The 15,020-nt window shown below is 69.8% G+C and carries 13 protein-coding genes; all 13 read left to right on the top strand.

Features of this window, described 5'->3' with window-relative positions:
• Positions 1 to 22 precede the first annotated feature (22 nt).
• Positions 23 to 952 (top strand): ABC transporter permease, encoded by a 930-nt coding sequence (locus ACFYW8_RS25300; protein ID WP_389080272.1) that lies wholly within the window; start codon positions 23 to 25, stop codon positions 950 to 952.
• Complete coding sequence (locus ACFYW8_RS25295; protein WP_355853703.1) at positions 945 to 1,724, top strand: ABC transporter ATP-binding protein; 780 nt, start codon at positions 945 to 947, stop codon at positions 1,722 to 1,724. The genes ACFYW8_RS25300 and ACFYW8_RS25295 overlap by 8 nt, the downstream gene beginning before the upstream one ends.
• A 369-nt stretch (positions 1,725 to 2,093) precedes the next feature.
• Positions 2,094 to 2,996 carry a squalene synthase HpnC gene (hpnC, locus tag ACFYW8_RS25290; RefSeq protein ID WP_365869703.1) on the top strand — a complete coding sequence of 301 codons (903 nt, stop codon included), beginning with the start codon at positions 2,094 to 2,096 and terminating at the stop codon, positions 2,994 to 2,996.
• Entirely contained in the window at positions 2,993 to 3,943 is a 951-nt protein-coding gene (gene hpnD / locus ACFYW8_RS25285) for a presqualene diphosphate synthase HpnD (RefSeq protein ID WP_365869704.1), read from the top strand. The genes hpnC and hpnD overlap by 4 nt, the downstream gene beginning before the upstream one ends.
• Positions 3,943 to 4,083: a DUF6380 family protein gene (locus tag ACFYW8_RS25280; RefSeq protein WP_389080265.1), complete on the top strand. Its 141-nt coding sequence runs from the start codon at positions 3,943 to 3,945 to the stop codon at positions 4,081 to 4,083. Before hpnD ends, ACFYW8_RS25280 begins: the two co-directional genes overlap by 1 nt.
• Positions 4,080 to 5,486 carry a hydroxysqualene dehydroxylase HpnE gene (gene hpnE / locus ACFYW8_RS25275; protein ID WP_389080262.1) on the top strand — a complete coding sequence of 469 codons (1,407 nt, stop codon included), beginning with the start codon at positions 4,080 to 4,082 and terminating at the stop codon, positions 5,484 to 5,486. Before ACFYW8_RS25280 ends, hpnE begins: the two co-directional genes overlap by 4 nt.
• The gene (locus ACFYW8_RS25270) at positions 5,483 to 6,613 is read left to right on the top strand and encodes a polyprenyl synthetase family protein (RefSeq protein WP_365869706.1); all 1,131 of its coding nucleotides are present in this window, start codon (positions 5,483 to 5,485) and stop codon (positions 6,611 to 6,613) included. Before hpnE ends, ACFYW8_RS25270 begins: the two co-directional genes overlap by 4 nt.
• A gap of 152 nt (positions 6,614 to 6,765) precedes the next feature.
• Complete coding sequence (shc, locus tag ACFYW8_RS25265) at positions 6,766 to 8,769, top strand: squalene--hopene cyclase (RefSeq protein WP_389080259.1); 2,004 nt, start codon at positions 6,766 to 6,768, stop codon at positions 8,767 to 8,769.
• Entirely contained in the window at positions 8,769 to 9,410 is a 642-nt protein-coding gene (locus ACFYW8_RS25260) for a 1-hydroxy-2-methyl-2-butenyl 4-diphosphate reductase (RefSeq protein WP_389080256.1), read from the top strand. The genes shc and ACFYW8_RS25260 overlap by 1 nt, the downstream gene beginning before the upstream one ends.
• Before the next feature lie 5 nt (positions 9,411 to 9,415).
• The gene (gene hpnH / locus ACFYW8_RS25255; protein WP_328552270.1) at positions 9,416 to 10,438 is read left to right on the top strand and encodes an adenosyl-hopene transferase HpnH; all 1,023 of its coding nucleotides are present in this window, start codon (positions 9,416 to 9,418) and stop codon (positions 10,436 to 10,438) included.
• Positions 10,439 to 10,442: 4 nt separating this feature from the next.
• Positions 10,443 to 11,600, top strand: a complete 1,158-nt coding sequence (gene ispG, locus ACFYW8_RS25250; protein WP_365869709.1) for a flavodoxin-dependent (E)-4-hydroxy-3-methylbut-2-enyl-diphosphate synthase — start codon at positions 10,443 to 10,445, stop codon at positions 11,598 to 11,600.
• A gap of 27 nt (positions 11,601 to 11,627) precedes the next feature.
• Positions 11,628 to 13,580: a 1-deoxy-D-xylulose-5-phosphate synthase gene (dxs, locus tag ACFYW8_RS25245; protein ID WP_389080250.1), complete on the top strand. Its 1,953-nt coding sequence runs from the start codon at positions 11,628 to 11,630 to the stop codon at positions 13,578 to 13,580.
• Entirely contained in the window at positions 13,577 to 14,977 is a 1,401-nt protein-coding gene (locus ACFYW8_RS25240; protein ID WP_389080246.1) for an aspartate aminotransferase family protein, read from the top strand. The genes dxs and ACFYW8_RS25240 overlap by 4 nt, the downstream gene beginning before the upstream one ends.
• The last annotated feature ends 43 nt before the right edge of the window (positions 14,978 to 15,020 follow it).

Genomic DNA, 15,020 nt, shown 5'->3' with positions numbered 1-15,020 from the left:
ATTGAAGACGAAAGTTCCCCTTGTGAGTGAGACCACGCAGGACGGCGGAGTCGCCGTGAGCGACCGGCCGTCGCCCGATGACGGGCTCTCCGCGGCCGAAATGGCCGCGAAGTACGGGCTCGCGGTCAGCGGTGCCCGGCCAGGGCTGGTCGAGTACGTCCGTCAGCTGTGGGGCCGGCGGCACTTCATCCTCGCCTTCTCGCAGGCCAAGCTGACCGCCCAGTACAGCCAGGCCAAGCTGGGCCAGCTCTGGCAGGTGGCGACGCCGCTGCTCAACGCGTTCGTCTACTACCTGATCTTCGGCCTGATCCTCAAGGCCGACCGCGGCATGACGAAGGACGTGTACATCCCGTTCCTGGTGACCGGCGTCTTCGTCTTCACCTTCACGCAGAGCTCGGTCATGGCGGGCGTCCGGGCGATCTCGGGCAACCTCGGCCTGGTGCGCGCGCTGCACTTCCCGCGTGCCTCGCTGCCCATCTCGTTCGCCCTCCAGCAGCTCCAGCAGCTGCTCTTCTCGATGATCGTGCTGTTCGTCGTGGCCATCGCCTTCGGCAGCTATCCGGGCCTGTCCTGGCTGCTGATCGTCCCGGTGCTGTTCCTGCAGTTCCTGTTCAACACCGGCCTCGCGCTGATCGTGGCGCGGATGGGCAGCAAGACGCCCGACCTCGCCCAGCTGATGCCGTTCATCCTGCGCACCTGGATGTACGCCTCCGGTGTCATGTTCTCCATCAGCGCCATGCTCGCCGGCCGACCCGCCTGGATCGCCCGGGTGCTCCAGGCGAACCCGGCCGCCGTCTACATGGACCTGATGCGCTACGCGCTCATCGACGGCTACGGCTCCTCCCACCTGCCCCCGCACGTGTGGGCCATCGCCGTCTTCTGGGCCGTGGTCACGGCCGTCGGCGGTTTCGTGTACTTCTGGAAGGCTGAAGAGAGGTACGGCCGTGGCTGAGCTCGAGAAGAGGTCGCACATTCCGACCGTCATCGCGGACGAACTGCACATCGTCTACCGCGTGAACGGCGCCAAGACCGGCAAGGGCAGCGCCACCGCCGCCCTCAGCCGCATCCTCAAGCGCGGCGAGGAACGCGGTGTGCGCAAGGTGCACGCCGTCAAGGGCGTCTCCTTCACCGCGTACCGGGGCGAGGCCATCGGCCTGATCGGTTCGAACGGCTCCGGCAAGTCCACGCTCCTGCGGGCCATCGCCGGTCTGCTCCCCGCCGAGAAGGGCAAGGTCTTCACCGACGGCCAGCCCTCCCTGCTCGGCGTGAACGCGGCCCTGATGAACGACCTGACGGGCGAGCGGAACGTCATTCTGGGCGGCCTCGCGATGGGCATGTCCCGCGAGCAGGTCAGGGAGCGCTACCAGGAGATCGTCGACTTCTCGGGCATCAACGAGAAGGGCGACTTCATCACCCTGCCGATGCGGACCTACTCCTCCGGTATGGCGGCCCGGCTGCGCTTCTCCATCGCGGCGGCCAAGGACCACGACGTCCTGATGATCGACGAGGCCCTCGCGACCGGCGACCGCTCCTTCCAGAAGCGGTCCGAGGCCCGGATCCGTGAGCTCCGCAAGAGCGCGGGCACGGTATTTCTGGTCAGTCACAACAACAAGTCGATCCGCGACACCTGCGACCGCGTGCTCTGGCTGGAGCGCGGCGAGCTGCGCATGGACGGTCCGACCGAGGACGTCCTCAAGGAGTACGAGAAGTTCACGGGCAAGTAGCCCGTTTCGCCCAGGACAGGACCAGGGCCCCGCCGGAACTCTCCGGTGGGGCCCTGCGTCTGCAAAGGAAACGCCAACTCCCGTCGGCGTGAGGAATCTTGACGCCAATCGGTGTGTTGTTGTGATGTGCAGGACACCCCGGCGGAGTGTGCCACGTTGTACAACGTAAGCTGTACCGGTGCTGAATCGCGTCAAGTAGGGCGATAATACGCGACACCCGGCACCGTCACGCTGAGCGGATCTCCGGGCGGCGTGTCCGAAATGGGCAGTGTTGGGTCGGCAGTGTAGAACGGGAGATGTGACGGCAATGGCTACGGTGACTCTCCAGCTCCGCGATGCGTGTGCCGTCCTCGCGCCGGGTGGCGAGCGGTGACCGAAGCCGGGACGGCCCGCACCGGCGATCCGGAGCGCGGCACCCTCGACAAAGCCGCGGACGAGAACTTCCCGGTGGCCCCGTTCTTCCTGCCCAGGGCCTGGCGCGACGACCTGATGGCCGTGTACGGCTTCGCCCGGCTCGTCGACGACATCGGTGACGGCGATCTCGCCCCCGGTGGCGCCGACGCCCGCCTGCTCGGCGTGTCGGATGCGGAGGCCGACGACCGTACGGCCCTCCTCGACGCCTTCGAAGCCGATCTTCACCGGGTGTTCGACTCCACCCCGCGCCACCCCCTGCTGCGCCGGCTCCAGCCCGCGGTCCGCCGCGCGGGCCTCACGCCCGAGCCCTTTCTCGGTCTGATCGCGGCCAACCGCCAGGACCAGCTCGTCAAGCGGTACGAGACCTATGACGATCTGCTCGCCTACTGCGAGCTGTCCGCGAACCCCGTCGGCCGGCTGGTCCTGTCCGTCACCGGTACGTCCACGCCCGAGCGGGTCCGTCACTCCGACGCGGTCTGCACGGCGCTGCAGATCGTCGAACACCTCCAGGACGTCGCCGAGGACCTCGGCCGCGACCGCGTCTACCTGCCCGCCGAGGACATGAAGCGCTTTCACGTCGTAGAAGCGGATCTTGCCGTCCCCACGGCAGGCGCATCGGTGCGAGCACTGGTTGCATACGAAGCAGAACGCGCCATGAACCTCCTGAATGAAGGCACCCCCCTCGTGGGTAGCGTCCACGGCAGGCTGAAACTGCTGCTCGCGGGGTTCGTCGCGGGGGGAAGGGCGGCGATCCGAGCGATCGCCGCCGCCGAATACGACGTACTTCCCGGCCCGCCCAAGCCCGGCAAGCTCCAGTTGCTGCGCGAGGTGGGAGTGACTCTGCGAGGAAAGGGGTGATCCGGACCGTGGAGTCGGAACAGCACGTGTCCGCACCGGTACTCGCCGCGTACAGCTATTGCGAGGCGGTGACCGGTCAGCAGGCGCGCAATTTCGCGTACGGCATCAGGCTTCTGCCGACGCCCAAGCGCCGTGCGATGTCGGCGCTCTACGCGTTCTCCCGGCGCGTCGACGACATCGGCGACGGTGTGCTGGCACCGGACGTCAAGGCGGTGCGCCTGGAGGAGACGCGGGCGCTGCTCGCCCGGGTCCGCGAGGGCGCCGTCGCCGAGGACGACACCGACCCGGTCGCGGTCGCCCTCAGTCACACGGCCGAGTACTTCCCGGTACCCCTCGGGGGTCTGGACGAACTCATCGACGGCGTGCTGATGGACGTGCGCGGCGAGACGTACGAGACCTGGGACGACCTGAAGGTCTACTGCCGGTGCGTGGCCGGGGCGATCGGGCGGCTCTCGCTCGGGGTCTTCGGCACCGAACCGGGGGCGCGTGGCGCCGAGCGCGCGCCGGAGTACGCGGACACGCTCGGGCTCGCGCTTCAGCTCACCAATATCCTGCGGGACGTCCGGGAGGACGCCGAGGGCGGGCGCACCTATCTGCCCGCCGACGACCTGGCCAAGTTCGGCTGCTCGGCCGGGTTCAACGGGTCGGCTCCTCCGCCGGGCTCCGACTTCGCGGGGCTCGTGCACTTCGAGGTGCGGCGGGCGCGTGCCCTCTTCGCCGAGGGCTACCGGCTGCTGCCCATGCTGGACCGGCGCAGTGGCGCCTGTGTCGCGGCGATGGCGGGCATCTACCGGCGGCTCCTCGACCGCATCGAGCGCGAGCCCGAGGCCGTGCTGCGCGGCAGGGTGTCGCTGCCGGGGCGCGAGAAGGCGTACGTCGCCGTGCGCGGCCTTTCCGGTCTCGACGCGCGGCACGTCTCCCGTCGTACGGTCCGGAGGCGCGCCTGATGGACAAAATGGGCCAAGGTGATTCCGCCGACGAGAAGTGGCACGCAACCCTCCGTGGCCGCGTGGCGTCCCTGACTGCGACGGCCTGCCGTGCACCGTTCGATCATCACGGCGCGGCCGCGGGGGAGGGTGCGCGATGAGCGAGGTCGAGTCCACGGACGATTCCGGCCGGGCCGCTGCCGTGGTGATCGGCGGAGGGCTCGCCGGGATCACCGCCGCGCTCGCGCTGGCCGACGCCGGGCTGCGGGTGACGCTGCTCGAAGGCCGGCCGCGACTCGGCGGACTCGCCTTCTCCTTCCAGCGCGGCGAGCTCACCGTGGACAACGGGCAGCATGTCTTCCTGCGCTGCTGCACCGCCTACCGCTGGTTCCTCGACCGCGTCGACGGAACCTCGCTCGCGCCTCTGCAGGATCGTCTCGACGTGCCCGTTCTCGATCTGGGGGCACCTCCCGGAAGACGGCTCGGCAGAATCGGCCGCAGCGCGCTGCCCGTGCCGCTGCATCTGGCGCGCAGCCTCGCCACGTACCAGCATCTGTCGCTCGCCGAGCGCGCCAAGGTCGGCCGTGCCGCGCTCGCGCTCAAGGGTCTGGATCTGACCGATCCGGCACTCGACGCGCAGAACTTCGGCGACTGGCTCGCCGCGCACGGTCAGTCGGAACGTGCCGTCGAAGCACTGTGGGACCTCGTGGGGGTCGCCACCCTCAACGCGGTGGCCAAGGATTCCTCGCTCGGGCTCGCCGCGATGGTGTTCAAGACGGGTCTGCTGTCCGACCCGGGCGCGGCCGACATCGGCTGGGCGCGCGTCCCGCTGGGCGAACTGCACGACACTCTGGCCCGCAAGGCGCTCGACTCCGCGGGCGTGCGCACCGAGATCCGTACACGCGTCACCTCCGTCTCCCCCTACGAAAACGGGCGTTGGAGCGTTCAGGTTCCCGGCGAGCGCATCGAGGCCGACACGGTGGTGCTCGCCGTGCCCCAGCGCGAGGCACACGAACTTCTGCCCGAGGGAGCGCTCGACGCCCCCGAGCGGCTTCTGGAGATCGGCACCGCGCCGATCCTCAACATCCACGTCGTCTACGACCGCAAGGTCCTCACCGCGCCGTTCTTCGCGGCGCTCGGCTCCCCGGTGCAGTGGGTCTTCGACCGCACCGAGGCGTCCGGGCTCCGGGAGGGGCAGTACCTGGCGCTGTCGCAGTCGGCGGCGCAGGACGAGATCGACGAGCCCGTCGCCGTGCTCCGGGAGCGGTATCTGCCGGAGCTGGAGCGGCTGCTGCCCGGTGCGCGCGGCGCCGGAGTGAAGGACTTCTTCGTGACCCGGGAGCGCACCGCGACGTTCGCCCCCGCCCCGGGCGTCGGGCTGCTGCGGCCCGGTGCCCGTACCAAGGCCCCCGGCCTGTACCTGGCCGGAGCGTGGACCGCCACAGGGTGGCCCGCGACCATGGAGAGTGCGGTTCGCAGTGGAGTCGGTGCGGCGGACGCCGCGCTGGACGCCCTGGGCCGGCCCCGCGATCACCTCCTCGGACTCTTCGAGGAGGCGGCATGACGCTCGACCGGAGCCTGGCAGGCCCCCGCACCCCCGGTACCGCAACAAGAGGAGAGATCGTGCCCACTGTGCCCCCGGCCGAAACGGCTGCCGACGCGGTGGACGTGACCGCGCTCCTGGAGCGCGGCCGGACCCTGGCCACACCGGTGCTCAAGGCGGCTGTCGACCGTCTGGCGCCGCCCATGGACACCGTCGCCGCCTACCACTTCGGCTGGATCGACGCCGAGGGCAACCCCGCGGACGGCGACGGCGGCAAGGCGGTACGCCCCGCGCTCGCCGTCCTCTCCGCGCAGGCCGCCGGCGCCGCCCCCGAGGTGGGCGTCCCCGGTGCGGTCGCGGTCGAACTGGTGCACAACTTCTCGCTGCTGCACGACGACCTGATGGACGGCGACGAGCAGCGCCGCCACCGCGACACCGTCTGGAAGGTGCACGGCCCCGCCCAGGCCATCCTGGTCGGCGACGCCTTGTTCGCGCTGGCCAACGAGGTCCTCCTGGAGCTCGGCACCGTCGAGGCGGGTCGCGCCACCCGGCGCCTGACCACCGCCACCCGGGCCCTCATCGACGGCCAGGCCCAGGACATCTCCTACGAGCACCGCGACCGCGTCAGCGTCGAGGAGTGCCTGGAGATGGAGGGCAACAAGACCGGCGCCCTGCTCGCCTGCGCCTGCTCCATCGGAGCCGTCCTCGGCGGCGCCGACGACCTCACCGCCGACACGCTGGAGCGCTACGGCTACCACCTCGGTCTCGCCTTCCAGGCCGTCGACGACCTCCTCGGCATCTGGGGCGACCCCGAGGCCACCGGAAAGCAGACCTGGAGCGATCTGCGCCAGCGCAAGAAGTCCCTGCCGGTCGTGGCCGCGCTCGCCGCGGGCGGCCCCGCCTCCGAGCGGCTCGGTGAACTGCTCGCCGAGGACGCCAAGGCCAGCGACTTCGAGAACTTCTCCGAGGAGGAGTTCGCCGCGCGCGCCGCGCTCATCGAGGAGGCGGGCGGCCGCGAGTGGACCGCCCAGGAAGCGCGTCGCCAGCACGCGATCGCCATCGAGGCACTGGACGCCGTCCCGATGCCCGAACAGGTACGGGCCCAGCTCGTGGCGCTCGCCGACTTCGTGGTCGTACGGAAGAGATGATCGTTATCGGTCGAATAAACCTCGCGTAGTCGCCGGCCGGTGCCTTCCCCAAGCTTCGAACCTCGTTCGGGCAGCGGGATATCCATCCGAACGAACGCACCGGCCGACGGCGGACCCACAGCAGAGACTTACCACTGCACGAAGGGGAAGCCATGACAGCGACGACCGACGGAAGCACCGGGGCCCTGCCGCCCCGCGCTGCCTCGGCCAGCGAAACCCAGCATCAGACCATTCCCGAGGCGGCCGGGACAGTCGAGACCCGAGACGCCGCCACGCGCGCCATGGAGCGCGCCACGGACTTCCTGCTGGCGCGGCAGGACGCCCAGGGCTGGTGGAAGGGCGACCTCGAGACGAACGTCACCATGGACGCCGAGGACCTGCTTCTCCGTCAGTTCCTGGGAATCCGCGACGAGCCGACCACCCGCGGCGCCGCGGTGTTCATCCGCGGCGAGCAGCGCGAGGACGGCACCTGGGCCTCGTTCTACGGCGGTCCGGGCGAGATCTCCACCACCATCGAGGCGTACGTCGCCCTGCGGCTGGCCGGGGACGCCCCGGACGATCCGCACATGGCGAAGGCCTCCGCGTGGATCCGCGAGCGCGGCGGCCTCGCGGCGGCCCGTGTCTTCACCCGGATCTGGCTCGCCCTCTTCGGCTGGTGGAAGTGGGACGACCTGCCCGAACTGCCGCCGGAGCTCATCTACTTCCCGAAGTGGATGCCGCTGAACATCTACGACTTCGGCTGCTGGGCGCGGCAGACGATCGTGCCTCTCACCATCGTCTCGGCGAAGCGTCCGGTGCGGCCCGCGCCGTTCCCGCTCGACGAGCTGCACACCGACCCGCGCGATCCCAACCCCGCCAAGCCCCTTGCTCCGGTGGCCAGTTGGGACGGCGCCTTCCAGCGCCTGGACAAGGTCCTGCACCAGTACCGCAAGGTCGCGCCGCGCGCCCTGCGCAGAGCGGCGATGAACACGGCGGCCCGCTGGATCATCGAGCGTCAGGAGAACGACGGTTGCTGGGGAGGCATCCAGCCGCCCGCCGTCTACTCGGTCATCGCCCTGCACCTGCTCGGCTACGACCTCGAACATCCGGTGATGCGCGAGGGGCTGGCCTCGCTAAACCGTTTCGCCGTATGGCGCGACGACGGTGCCCGGATGATCGAGGCCTGCCAGTCACCGGTGTGGGACACCTGCCTGGCGACCATCGCGCTGGCCGACGCGGGAGTGCCCGCCGACCATCCGCAACTCGTCAAGGCCGTGGACTGGATGCTCGGGGAGGAGATCGTCCGGCCCGGCGACTGGTCGGTCAAGCGCCCCCAACTGCCGCCGGGCGGCTGGGCGTTCGAGTTCCACAACGACAACTACCCGGACATCGACGACACCGCGGAGGTCGTCCTCGCACTGCGCCGCGTCCGGCACCACGACCCGGACCGCGTGGAGAACGCCATCGGACGCGGGGTCCGCTGGAATCTCGGCATGCAGTCCAAGGACGGCGGCTGGGGCGCGTTCGACGTCGACAACACCAGCGCCTTCCCCAACCGGCTGCCGTTCTGCGACTTCGGGGAGGTGATCGATCCGCCCTCCGCCGACGTCACCGCGCATGTGGTGGAGATGCTGGCGTTCGAGGGGCTCGGGCACGACCCGCGCACCCGCCGGGGCATCGAGTGGCTGCTCTCCCACCAGGAGCCGAACGGGTCCTGGTTCGGGCGCTGGGGCGTCAACTACGTCTACGGAACGGGGTCGGTGGTGCCGGCCCTCGTCGCGGCGGGGCTGCCCGGCTCGCACCCGGCGATCCGTCGGGCGGTGTCCTGGCTGGAGACCGTGCAGAACGACGACGGCGGCTGGGGCGAGGACATGCGCTCCTACGAGGACAGCCCCGGATGGAGCGGGCGCGGCGCCTCGACCGCCTCCCAGACCGGCTGGGCGCTGCTCGCCCTGCTGGCCGCGGGGGAGGGCGACTCCAAGGCGGTGGAGCGCGGGGTGGTCTGGCTCGCGGAGACCCAGCTGTCCGACGGCTCCTGGGACGAGCCGTACTTCACGGGGACCGGATTCCCGTGGGACTTCTCGATCAACTACCACCTCTACCGGCAGGTCTTCCCGCTCACCGCGCTCGGCCGCTATGTCCACGGAGAGCTCTTCTCCGCGGCGAAGGGGGGCTGATGGACAGGCGGCCCGCTCCCGACCCGCTGCTGATCGCCTGCGCGCTCGGCATCGAGCACCTCGCCCTGCGCAGCGGCGACCGGAGCGGCGCCGACGGGCCGGTCACCGTGCTGCGCACCGGCATGGGACCCAAGGCCGCCGACCGGTCGGTCACCCGGGTGCTCGCCGACCCGGCGCTGTCCGCTGCGGCCGTAGTGGCCACCGGCTTCTGCGCGGGGCTCGCCCCGGGCATGCACCCCGGTGACCTGGTCGTCGCCGAGGAGACCCGGGACCCGGGCGGCACCACGCCGTGCGTGGGCACCGATCTCCTGGTCAAGGAACTCGTGCGCGCCGTGCCCGGCCGCACCGTCCACACGGGGCCGCTGACCGGCTCCGATCACGTCGTCCGCGGTCACGAGCGCTCCGATCTGCTCGCGACCGGGGCCATCGCCGTCGACATGGAGTCCGCGGCCACCCTGCTCGGCGCGGTCCGCTCGGGGATCCGTCCCGTTGCGGCCGTACGGGTGGTCGTGGATGCTCCAGAACATGAACTCGTCCGAATCGGCACGGTCCGCGGTGGAATATCGGCTTTCCGTGTTCTTCGTTCAGTGCTTCCCGCTTTTTTCGAATGGCACCGTTCTTTGTCGCTCCCTCGGAGGTGAGCCGTATGGCCATGCCGCTTCGGCAGTCCATGAAGGTCGCTGCATACCTGTTTGAACAGAAGCTCAGGAAGCGGGACAAGTTCGCCCTGCTCGTCGAGTTGGAGCCGCTCTTCGCCTGCAACCTCGCGTGTGAGGGCTGCGGCAAGATCCAGCACCCCGCCGGTGTGCTCAAGCAGCGCATGCCGGTCGCCCAGGCCGTCGGCGCGGTCCTCGAATCCGGTGCGCCGATGGTGTCCATCGCCGGCGGCGAGCCGCTGATGCACCCTCAGATCGACGAGATCGTGCGGCAGTTGGTGGCCAAGAAGAAGTTCGTCTTCCTCTGCACCAACGCGATGCTGATGCGCAAGAAGATGGACAAGTTCAAGCCCTCGCCGTACTTCGCCTGGGCCGTGCACATCGACGGGCTGCGCGAGCGGCACGACGAGTCCGTCGCCAAGGAGGGCGTCTTCGACGAGGCGGTCGAGGCCATCAAGGAGGCCAAGCGCCGTGGCTTCCGCGTCACCACCAACTCGACCTTCTTCAACACCGACACCCCGCAGACCATCATCGAGGTGCTCAACTACCTCAACGACGACCTGAAGGTCGACGAGATGATGCTCTCGCCCGCCTACGCCTACGAGAAGGCACCCGACCAGGAGCACTTCCTCGGCGTCCAGCAGACCCGGGAACTGTTCAAGAAGGCCTTCGCGGGCGGCAACCGGCGCCGCTGGCGGCTCAACCAGAGCCCGCTCTTCCTGGACTTCCTGGAGGGCAAGGTCGACTTCCCGTGCACCGCGTGGGCGATCCCGAGCTACTCGCTCTTCGGCTGGCAGAAGCCCTGCTATCTGATGAGCGACGGGTACGTGCAGACGTACAAGCAGCTCCTGGAGGAGACCGACTGGGACTCCTACGGGCGCGGCAAGGACGACCGGTGCGCGAACTGCATGGCGCACTGCGGCTACGAGCCGACGGCGGTCCTCGCCACCATGGGCTCCCTCAAGGAGTCGATCCGGGCGGCCCGCGAGACCTTCACGGAAAGCCGCGGGTGACTACATGACCGCCGTTTCCCTGGGCCTGCCCGAGGTACCGGTCCGGCCGATCGCGGAGCGCCGTGTGTCGCGGCGGATCCAGGTCGGACCGGTGGCGGTCGGCGGCGGGGCGCCCGTGTCGGTGCAGTCGATGACCACGACCCGTACGTCGGACGTGGGTGCCACCCTCCAGCAGATCGCGGAACTGACCGCGTCCGGCTGCCAGATCGTCCGCGTCGCCTGCCCCACGCAGGACGACGCGGACGCCCTCGCGACCATCGCCCGCAAGTCGCAGATCCCGGTGATCGCGGACATCCACTTCCAGCCGAAGTACGTGTTCGCGGCGATCGAGGCGGGTTGTGCGGCGGTGCGGGTGAACCCCGGCAACATCAAGCAGTTCGACGACAAGGTGAAGGAGATCGCGCGGGCCGCGAAGGACGCCGGAACCCCGATCCGGATCGGCGTGAACGCCGGCTCGCTCGACCGGCGGCTGCTGGAGAAGTACGGGAAGGCGACGCCCGAGGCCCTCGTCGAGTCGGCGCTGTGGGAGGCGTCGCTCTTCGAGGAGCACGGGTTCCGGGACATCAAGATCTCGGTGAAGCACAACGACCCGGTGGTCATGGTCAACGCCTACCGGCAGCTCGCCGCCCAGTGCGACTATCCGCTGCACCTCGGGGTGACCGAGGCCGGCCCGGCGTTCCAGGGGACCATCAAGTCGGCCGTCGCGTTCGGCGCGCTGCTCAGCGAGGGCATCGGCGACACCATCAGGGTCTCGCTGAGCGCGCCGCCCGCCGAGGAGTGCAAGGTCGGCATCCAGATCCTGGAGTCGCTCGGGCTGCGGCAGCGGCGCCTGGAGATCGTCTCCTGCCCGTCCTGCGGGCGCGCCCAGGTCGACGTGTACAAGCTGGCCGACGAGGTCACGGCCGGTCTGGAGGGGATGGAGGTCCCGTTGCGCGTCGCCGTCATGGGCTGCGTCGTCAACGGCCCCGGCGAGGCGCGGGAGGCGGACCTGGGGGTCGCCTCCGGCAACGGCAAGGGACAGATCTTCGTCAGGGGCGAGGTCATCAAGACCGTCCCCGAGTCGAAGATCGTCGAGACCCTCATCGACGAGGCGATGAAGATCGCGGAGCAGATGGAGAACGACGGCGTCGCGTCCGGAGAACCGGCCGTCACCGTGAGCTGATCAGCACGGACCGAGAGGGGGCCCGACGTGACGATTCTGGAGAACATCCGGGGACCACGTGACCTGAAGGCGCTGTCCGAGGCGGAAATCGGTGAACTGGCCGAAGAGGTGAGGGAGTTCCTGGTGCACGCGGTCGCCAGGACCGGCGGTCACCTCGGACCCAACCTGGGAGTGGTGGAACTGTCCATCGCCCTCCACCGGGTCTTCGAGTCGCCCGTCGACCGCATCCTGTGGGACACCGGCCATCAGAGCTACGTACACAAAATGCTGACGGGGCGTCAGGACTTCTCCAAGCTGCGCAGCAAGGGCGGCCTGTCCGGCTATCCCTCGCGCGAGGAGTCCGTGCACGACGTCATCGAGAACAGCCACGCCTCCACGGCGCTCGGCTGGGCGGACGGGCTCGCCAAGGCCCGCCAGGTGCAGGGCGAGAAGGGCCATGTCGTCGCGGTGATCGGCGACGGCGCGCTGACCGGCGGCATGGCGTGGGAGGCGCTCAACAACATCGCCGCCGCCAAGGACCGGCCGCTGATCATCGTCGTCAACGACAACGAACGCTCCTACGCGCCGACCATCGGCGGCCTCGCGAACCACCTCGCGACCCTGCGGACGACCGACAGCTACGAGCAGGTCCTCGCCTGGGGCAAGGGCGTCCTGCTGCGCACCCCCCTGGTCGGCAACACGATCTACGAGTCCCTGCACGGCGCGAAGAAGGGCTTCAAGGACGCCTTCGCGCCGCAGGGCATGTTCGAGGACCTCGGCCTCAAGTACGTCGGCCCGATCGACGGCCACGACGTGGGAGCCGTGGAGTCCGCGCTGCGCCGGGCGAAACGCTTCCACGGCCCCGTGCTCATCCACTGTCTGACGGAGAAGGGCCGAGGCTACGAACCCGCGCTCGCTCACGAGGAGGACCACTTCCACACCGTCGGGGTGATGGACCCGCTCACCTGCGAGCCCCTCGCGCCGTCCAACGGCCCCTCCTGGACCTCCGTGTTCGGCGACGAGATCGTCAGGATCGGCGAGGAGCGCGCGGACGTCGTGGCCATCACGGCGGCCATGCTGCATCCGGTGGGGCTCGGGAAGTTCGCCGAGCGGTTCCCCGACCGGGTGTGGGACGTCGGTATCGCCGAGCAGCACGCCACGGTGTCCGCGGCCGGACTCGCGACCGGCGGCCTGCATCCGGTCGTCGCCGTCTACGCGACCTTCCTCAACCGGGCCTTCGACCAACTCCTCATGGACGTCGCGCTGCACCGCTGCGGTGTCACCTTCGTCCTCGACCGGGCCGGCGTCACCGGCGTCGACGGCGCCTCGCACAACGGCATGTGGGACATGTCGATCCTCCAGGTCGTGCCCGGCCTCAGGATCGCCGCGCCGCGCGACGCCGACCAGCTGAGGGCGCAGCTGCGAGAGGCGGTCGCCGTCGACGACGCGCCGACCCTGATCCGCTTCCCGAAGGAGTCGGTCGGTCCGGCGATCCCCGCCGTGGACCACGTGGGCGGGCTCGACGTCCTGCACCGGGGCGAGCGCCCCGAGGTACTGCTCGTCGCGGTGGGCGTCATGGCGCCGGTCTGCCTCCAGACCGCCGACCTGCTGGAGTCGCGCGGCATCGGCTGCACCGTCGTCGACCCGCGCTGGGTCAAGCCCGTCGACCCCGCGCTTCCCCACCTCGCCGCCGGGCACCGGCTCGTCGCCGTCGTCGAGGACAACAGCCGGGCCTCCGGCGTCGGCGCGGCCGTCGCCCTCGCTCTCGGGGACGCCGAAGTCGACGTGCCCGTACGGCGGTTCGGCATCCCGGAGCAGTTCCTCGCGCATGCCAAGCGGGCCGAGGTGCTGGCCGACATCGGGCTCACGCCCGTGGAGATCGCCGGGCGGATCAGCGCGGGCCTGGCCATCAAGGCTGAGCGGGCCAAGGCCGCGTACGAGCTGTCGAAGGCCGCGGACCAGCCGGCCGAGCACGAGTCGTCCAAGGAGAAACAGGAATGACCGACCCTGCGGAGAAGGGGGAGTTCGACCTCGGCGCACTCCTCGCCGAGCGCGGAGCCGAGCGCTACGAGCTGCACACGAAGTACCTGAACCACCAGCTCCCGCGCATGCTGCACACCATCGGCTTCGACAAGGTGTACGAGCGGGCCGAGGGCGCGCACTTCTGGGACGCCGACGGCGACGACTACCTGGACATGCTCGCCGGGTTCGGGGTGATGGGCCTCGGCCGCCACCACCCCGTCGTCCGGCAGGCACTGCACGACGTCCTCGACGCCTCGCTCGCCGACCTCACCCGCTTCGACTGCCAGCCGCTGCCCGGCCTGCTCGCGGAGCGACTGCTCACCCATTCCCCGCACCTGGACCGGGTGTTCTTCGGCAACAGCGGCACGGAGGCGGTCGAGACGGCGCTGAAGTTCGCCCGGTACGCCACCGGCAGGCCGCGGATCCTGTACTGCTCCCACGCCTTCCACGGTCTGACCACCGGCTCCCTGTCCGTGAACGGCGAGGACGGCTTCCGCGACGGCTTCGCACCACTGCTGCCCGACACGGCCGTGGCCCTCGGTGATCTCGACGCCCTGGCGAGGGAGTTGAAGAAGGGTGACGTCGCCGCGCTGATCGTGGAGCCGATCCAGGGCAAGGGCGTCCACGAGTCCCCGCCCGGATATCTGCGCGCCGCCCAGGAATTGCTGCACAAGCACAAGGCCCTGCTCATCGCCGACGAGGTGCAGACCGGCCTCGGCCGCACCGGCGACTTCTACGCCTACCAGCACGAGGAAGGTGTCGAACCGGACCTGGTGTGCGTGGCCAAGGCGCTCTCCGGCGGCTATGTGCCGGTCGGCGCGACCCTCGGCAAGGACTGGATCTTCAAGAAGGTCTACTCCTCCATGGACCGGGTCCTCGTGCACTCGGCGAGCTTCGGGTCCAACGCCCAGGCCATGGCGGCGGGGCTCGCGGTGCTCTCCGTGATGGAGAACGAGCAGATCGTCGCCAACGCGCGGATCACCGGAGAACGGCTGAAGTCCCGGCTGGCGGCCCTGGTCGACCGGTACGAGCTGCTCAGCGACGTACGCGGCCGGGGTCTGATGATCGGAATCGAGTTCGGCCGGCCCACGTCGCTCAAGCTGCGCGGCCGCTGGACCATGCTGCAGGCCGCGCGCAAGGGCCTGTTCGCGCAGATGGTCGTCGTCCCGCTGCTCCAGCGGCACCGCATCCTCACCCAGGTCTCCGGCGACCATCTGGAGGTGATCAAGCTGATCCCGCCGCTGGTCATCGACGAGAGGGACGTCGACCGGTTCGTGGACGCCTTCACCGCGGTGATGGAGGACGCGCACGGCGGCGGCGGGCTGATGTGGGACTTCGGGAAGACGCTGGTGAAACAGGCGGTCGCGAACCGCTGAGACCCCGGCACCGCGGGACTCTTTGCCTCTGGGGCAAGAAAAT

This window comes from Streptomyces sp. NPDC002742 (genome assembly GCF_042888885.1).
In the GTDB taxonomy this organism is placed as follows: domain Bacteria; phylum Actinomycetota; class Actinomycetes; order Streptomycetales; family Streptomycetaceae; genus Streptomyces.
This window is presented reverse-complemented; position numbering and strand designations above follow the sequence as displayed.

Excerpts from the sequence above, each read along its gene's own strand:
- ACFYW8_RS25280 (WP_389080265.1), top strand. The coding sequence starts at position 3,943 with ATGGACAAAATGGGCCAAGGTGATTCCGCCGACGAGAAGTGGCACGCA.
- hpnE (WP_389080262.1), top strand. The coding sequence starts at position 4,080 with ATGAGCGAGGTCGAGTCCACGGACGATTCCGGCCGGGCCGCTGCCGTG.
- ACFYW8_RS25270 (WP_365869706.1), top strand. The coding sequence starts at position 5,483 with ATGACGCTCGACCGGAGCCTGGCAGGCCCCCGCACCCCCGGTACCGCA.
- shc (WP_389080259.1), top strand. The coding sequence starts at position 6,766 with ATGACAGCGACGACCGACGGAAGCACCGGGGCCCTGCCGCCCCGCGCT.
- ACFYW8_RS25260 (WP_389080256.1), top strand. The coding sequence starts at position 8,769 with ATGGACAGGCGGCCCGCTCCCGACCCGCTGCTGATCGCCTGCGCGCTC.
- hpnH (WP_328552270.1), top strand. The coding sequence starts at position 9,416 with ATGGCCATGCCGCTTCGGCAGTCCATGAAGGTCGCTGCATACCTGTTT.
- ispG (WP_365869709.1), top strand. The coding sequence starts at position 10,443 with ATGACCGCCGTTTCCCTGGGCCTGCCCGAGGTACCGGTCCGGCCGATC.
- ACFYW8_RS25240 (WP_389080246.1), top strand. The coding sequence starts at position 13,577 with ATGACCGACCCTGCGGAGAAGGGGGAGTTCGACCTCGGCGCACTCCTC.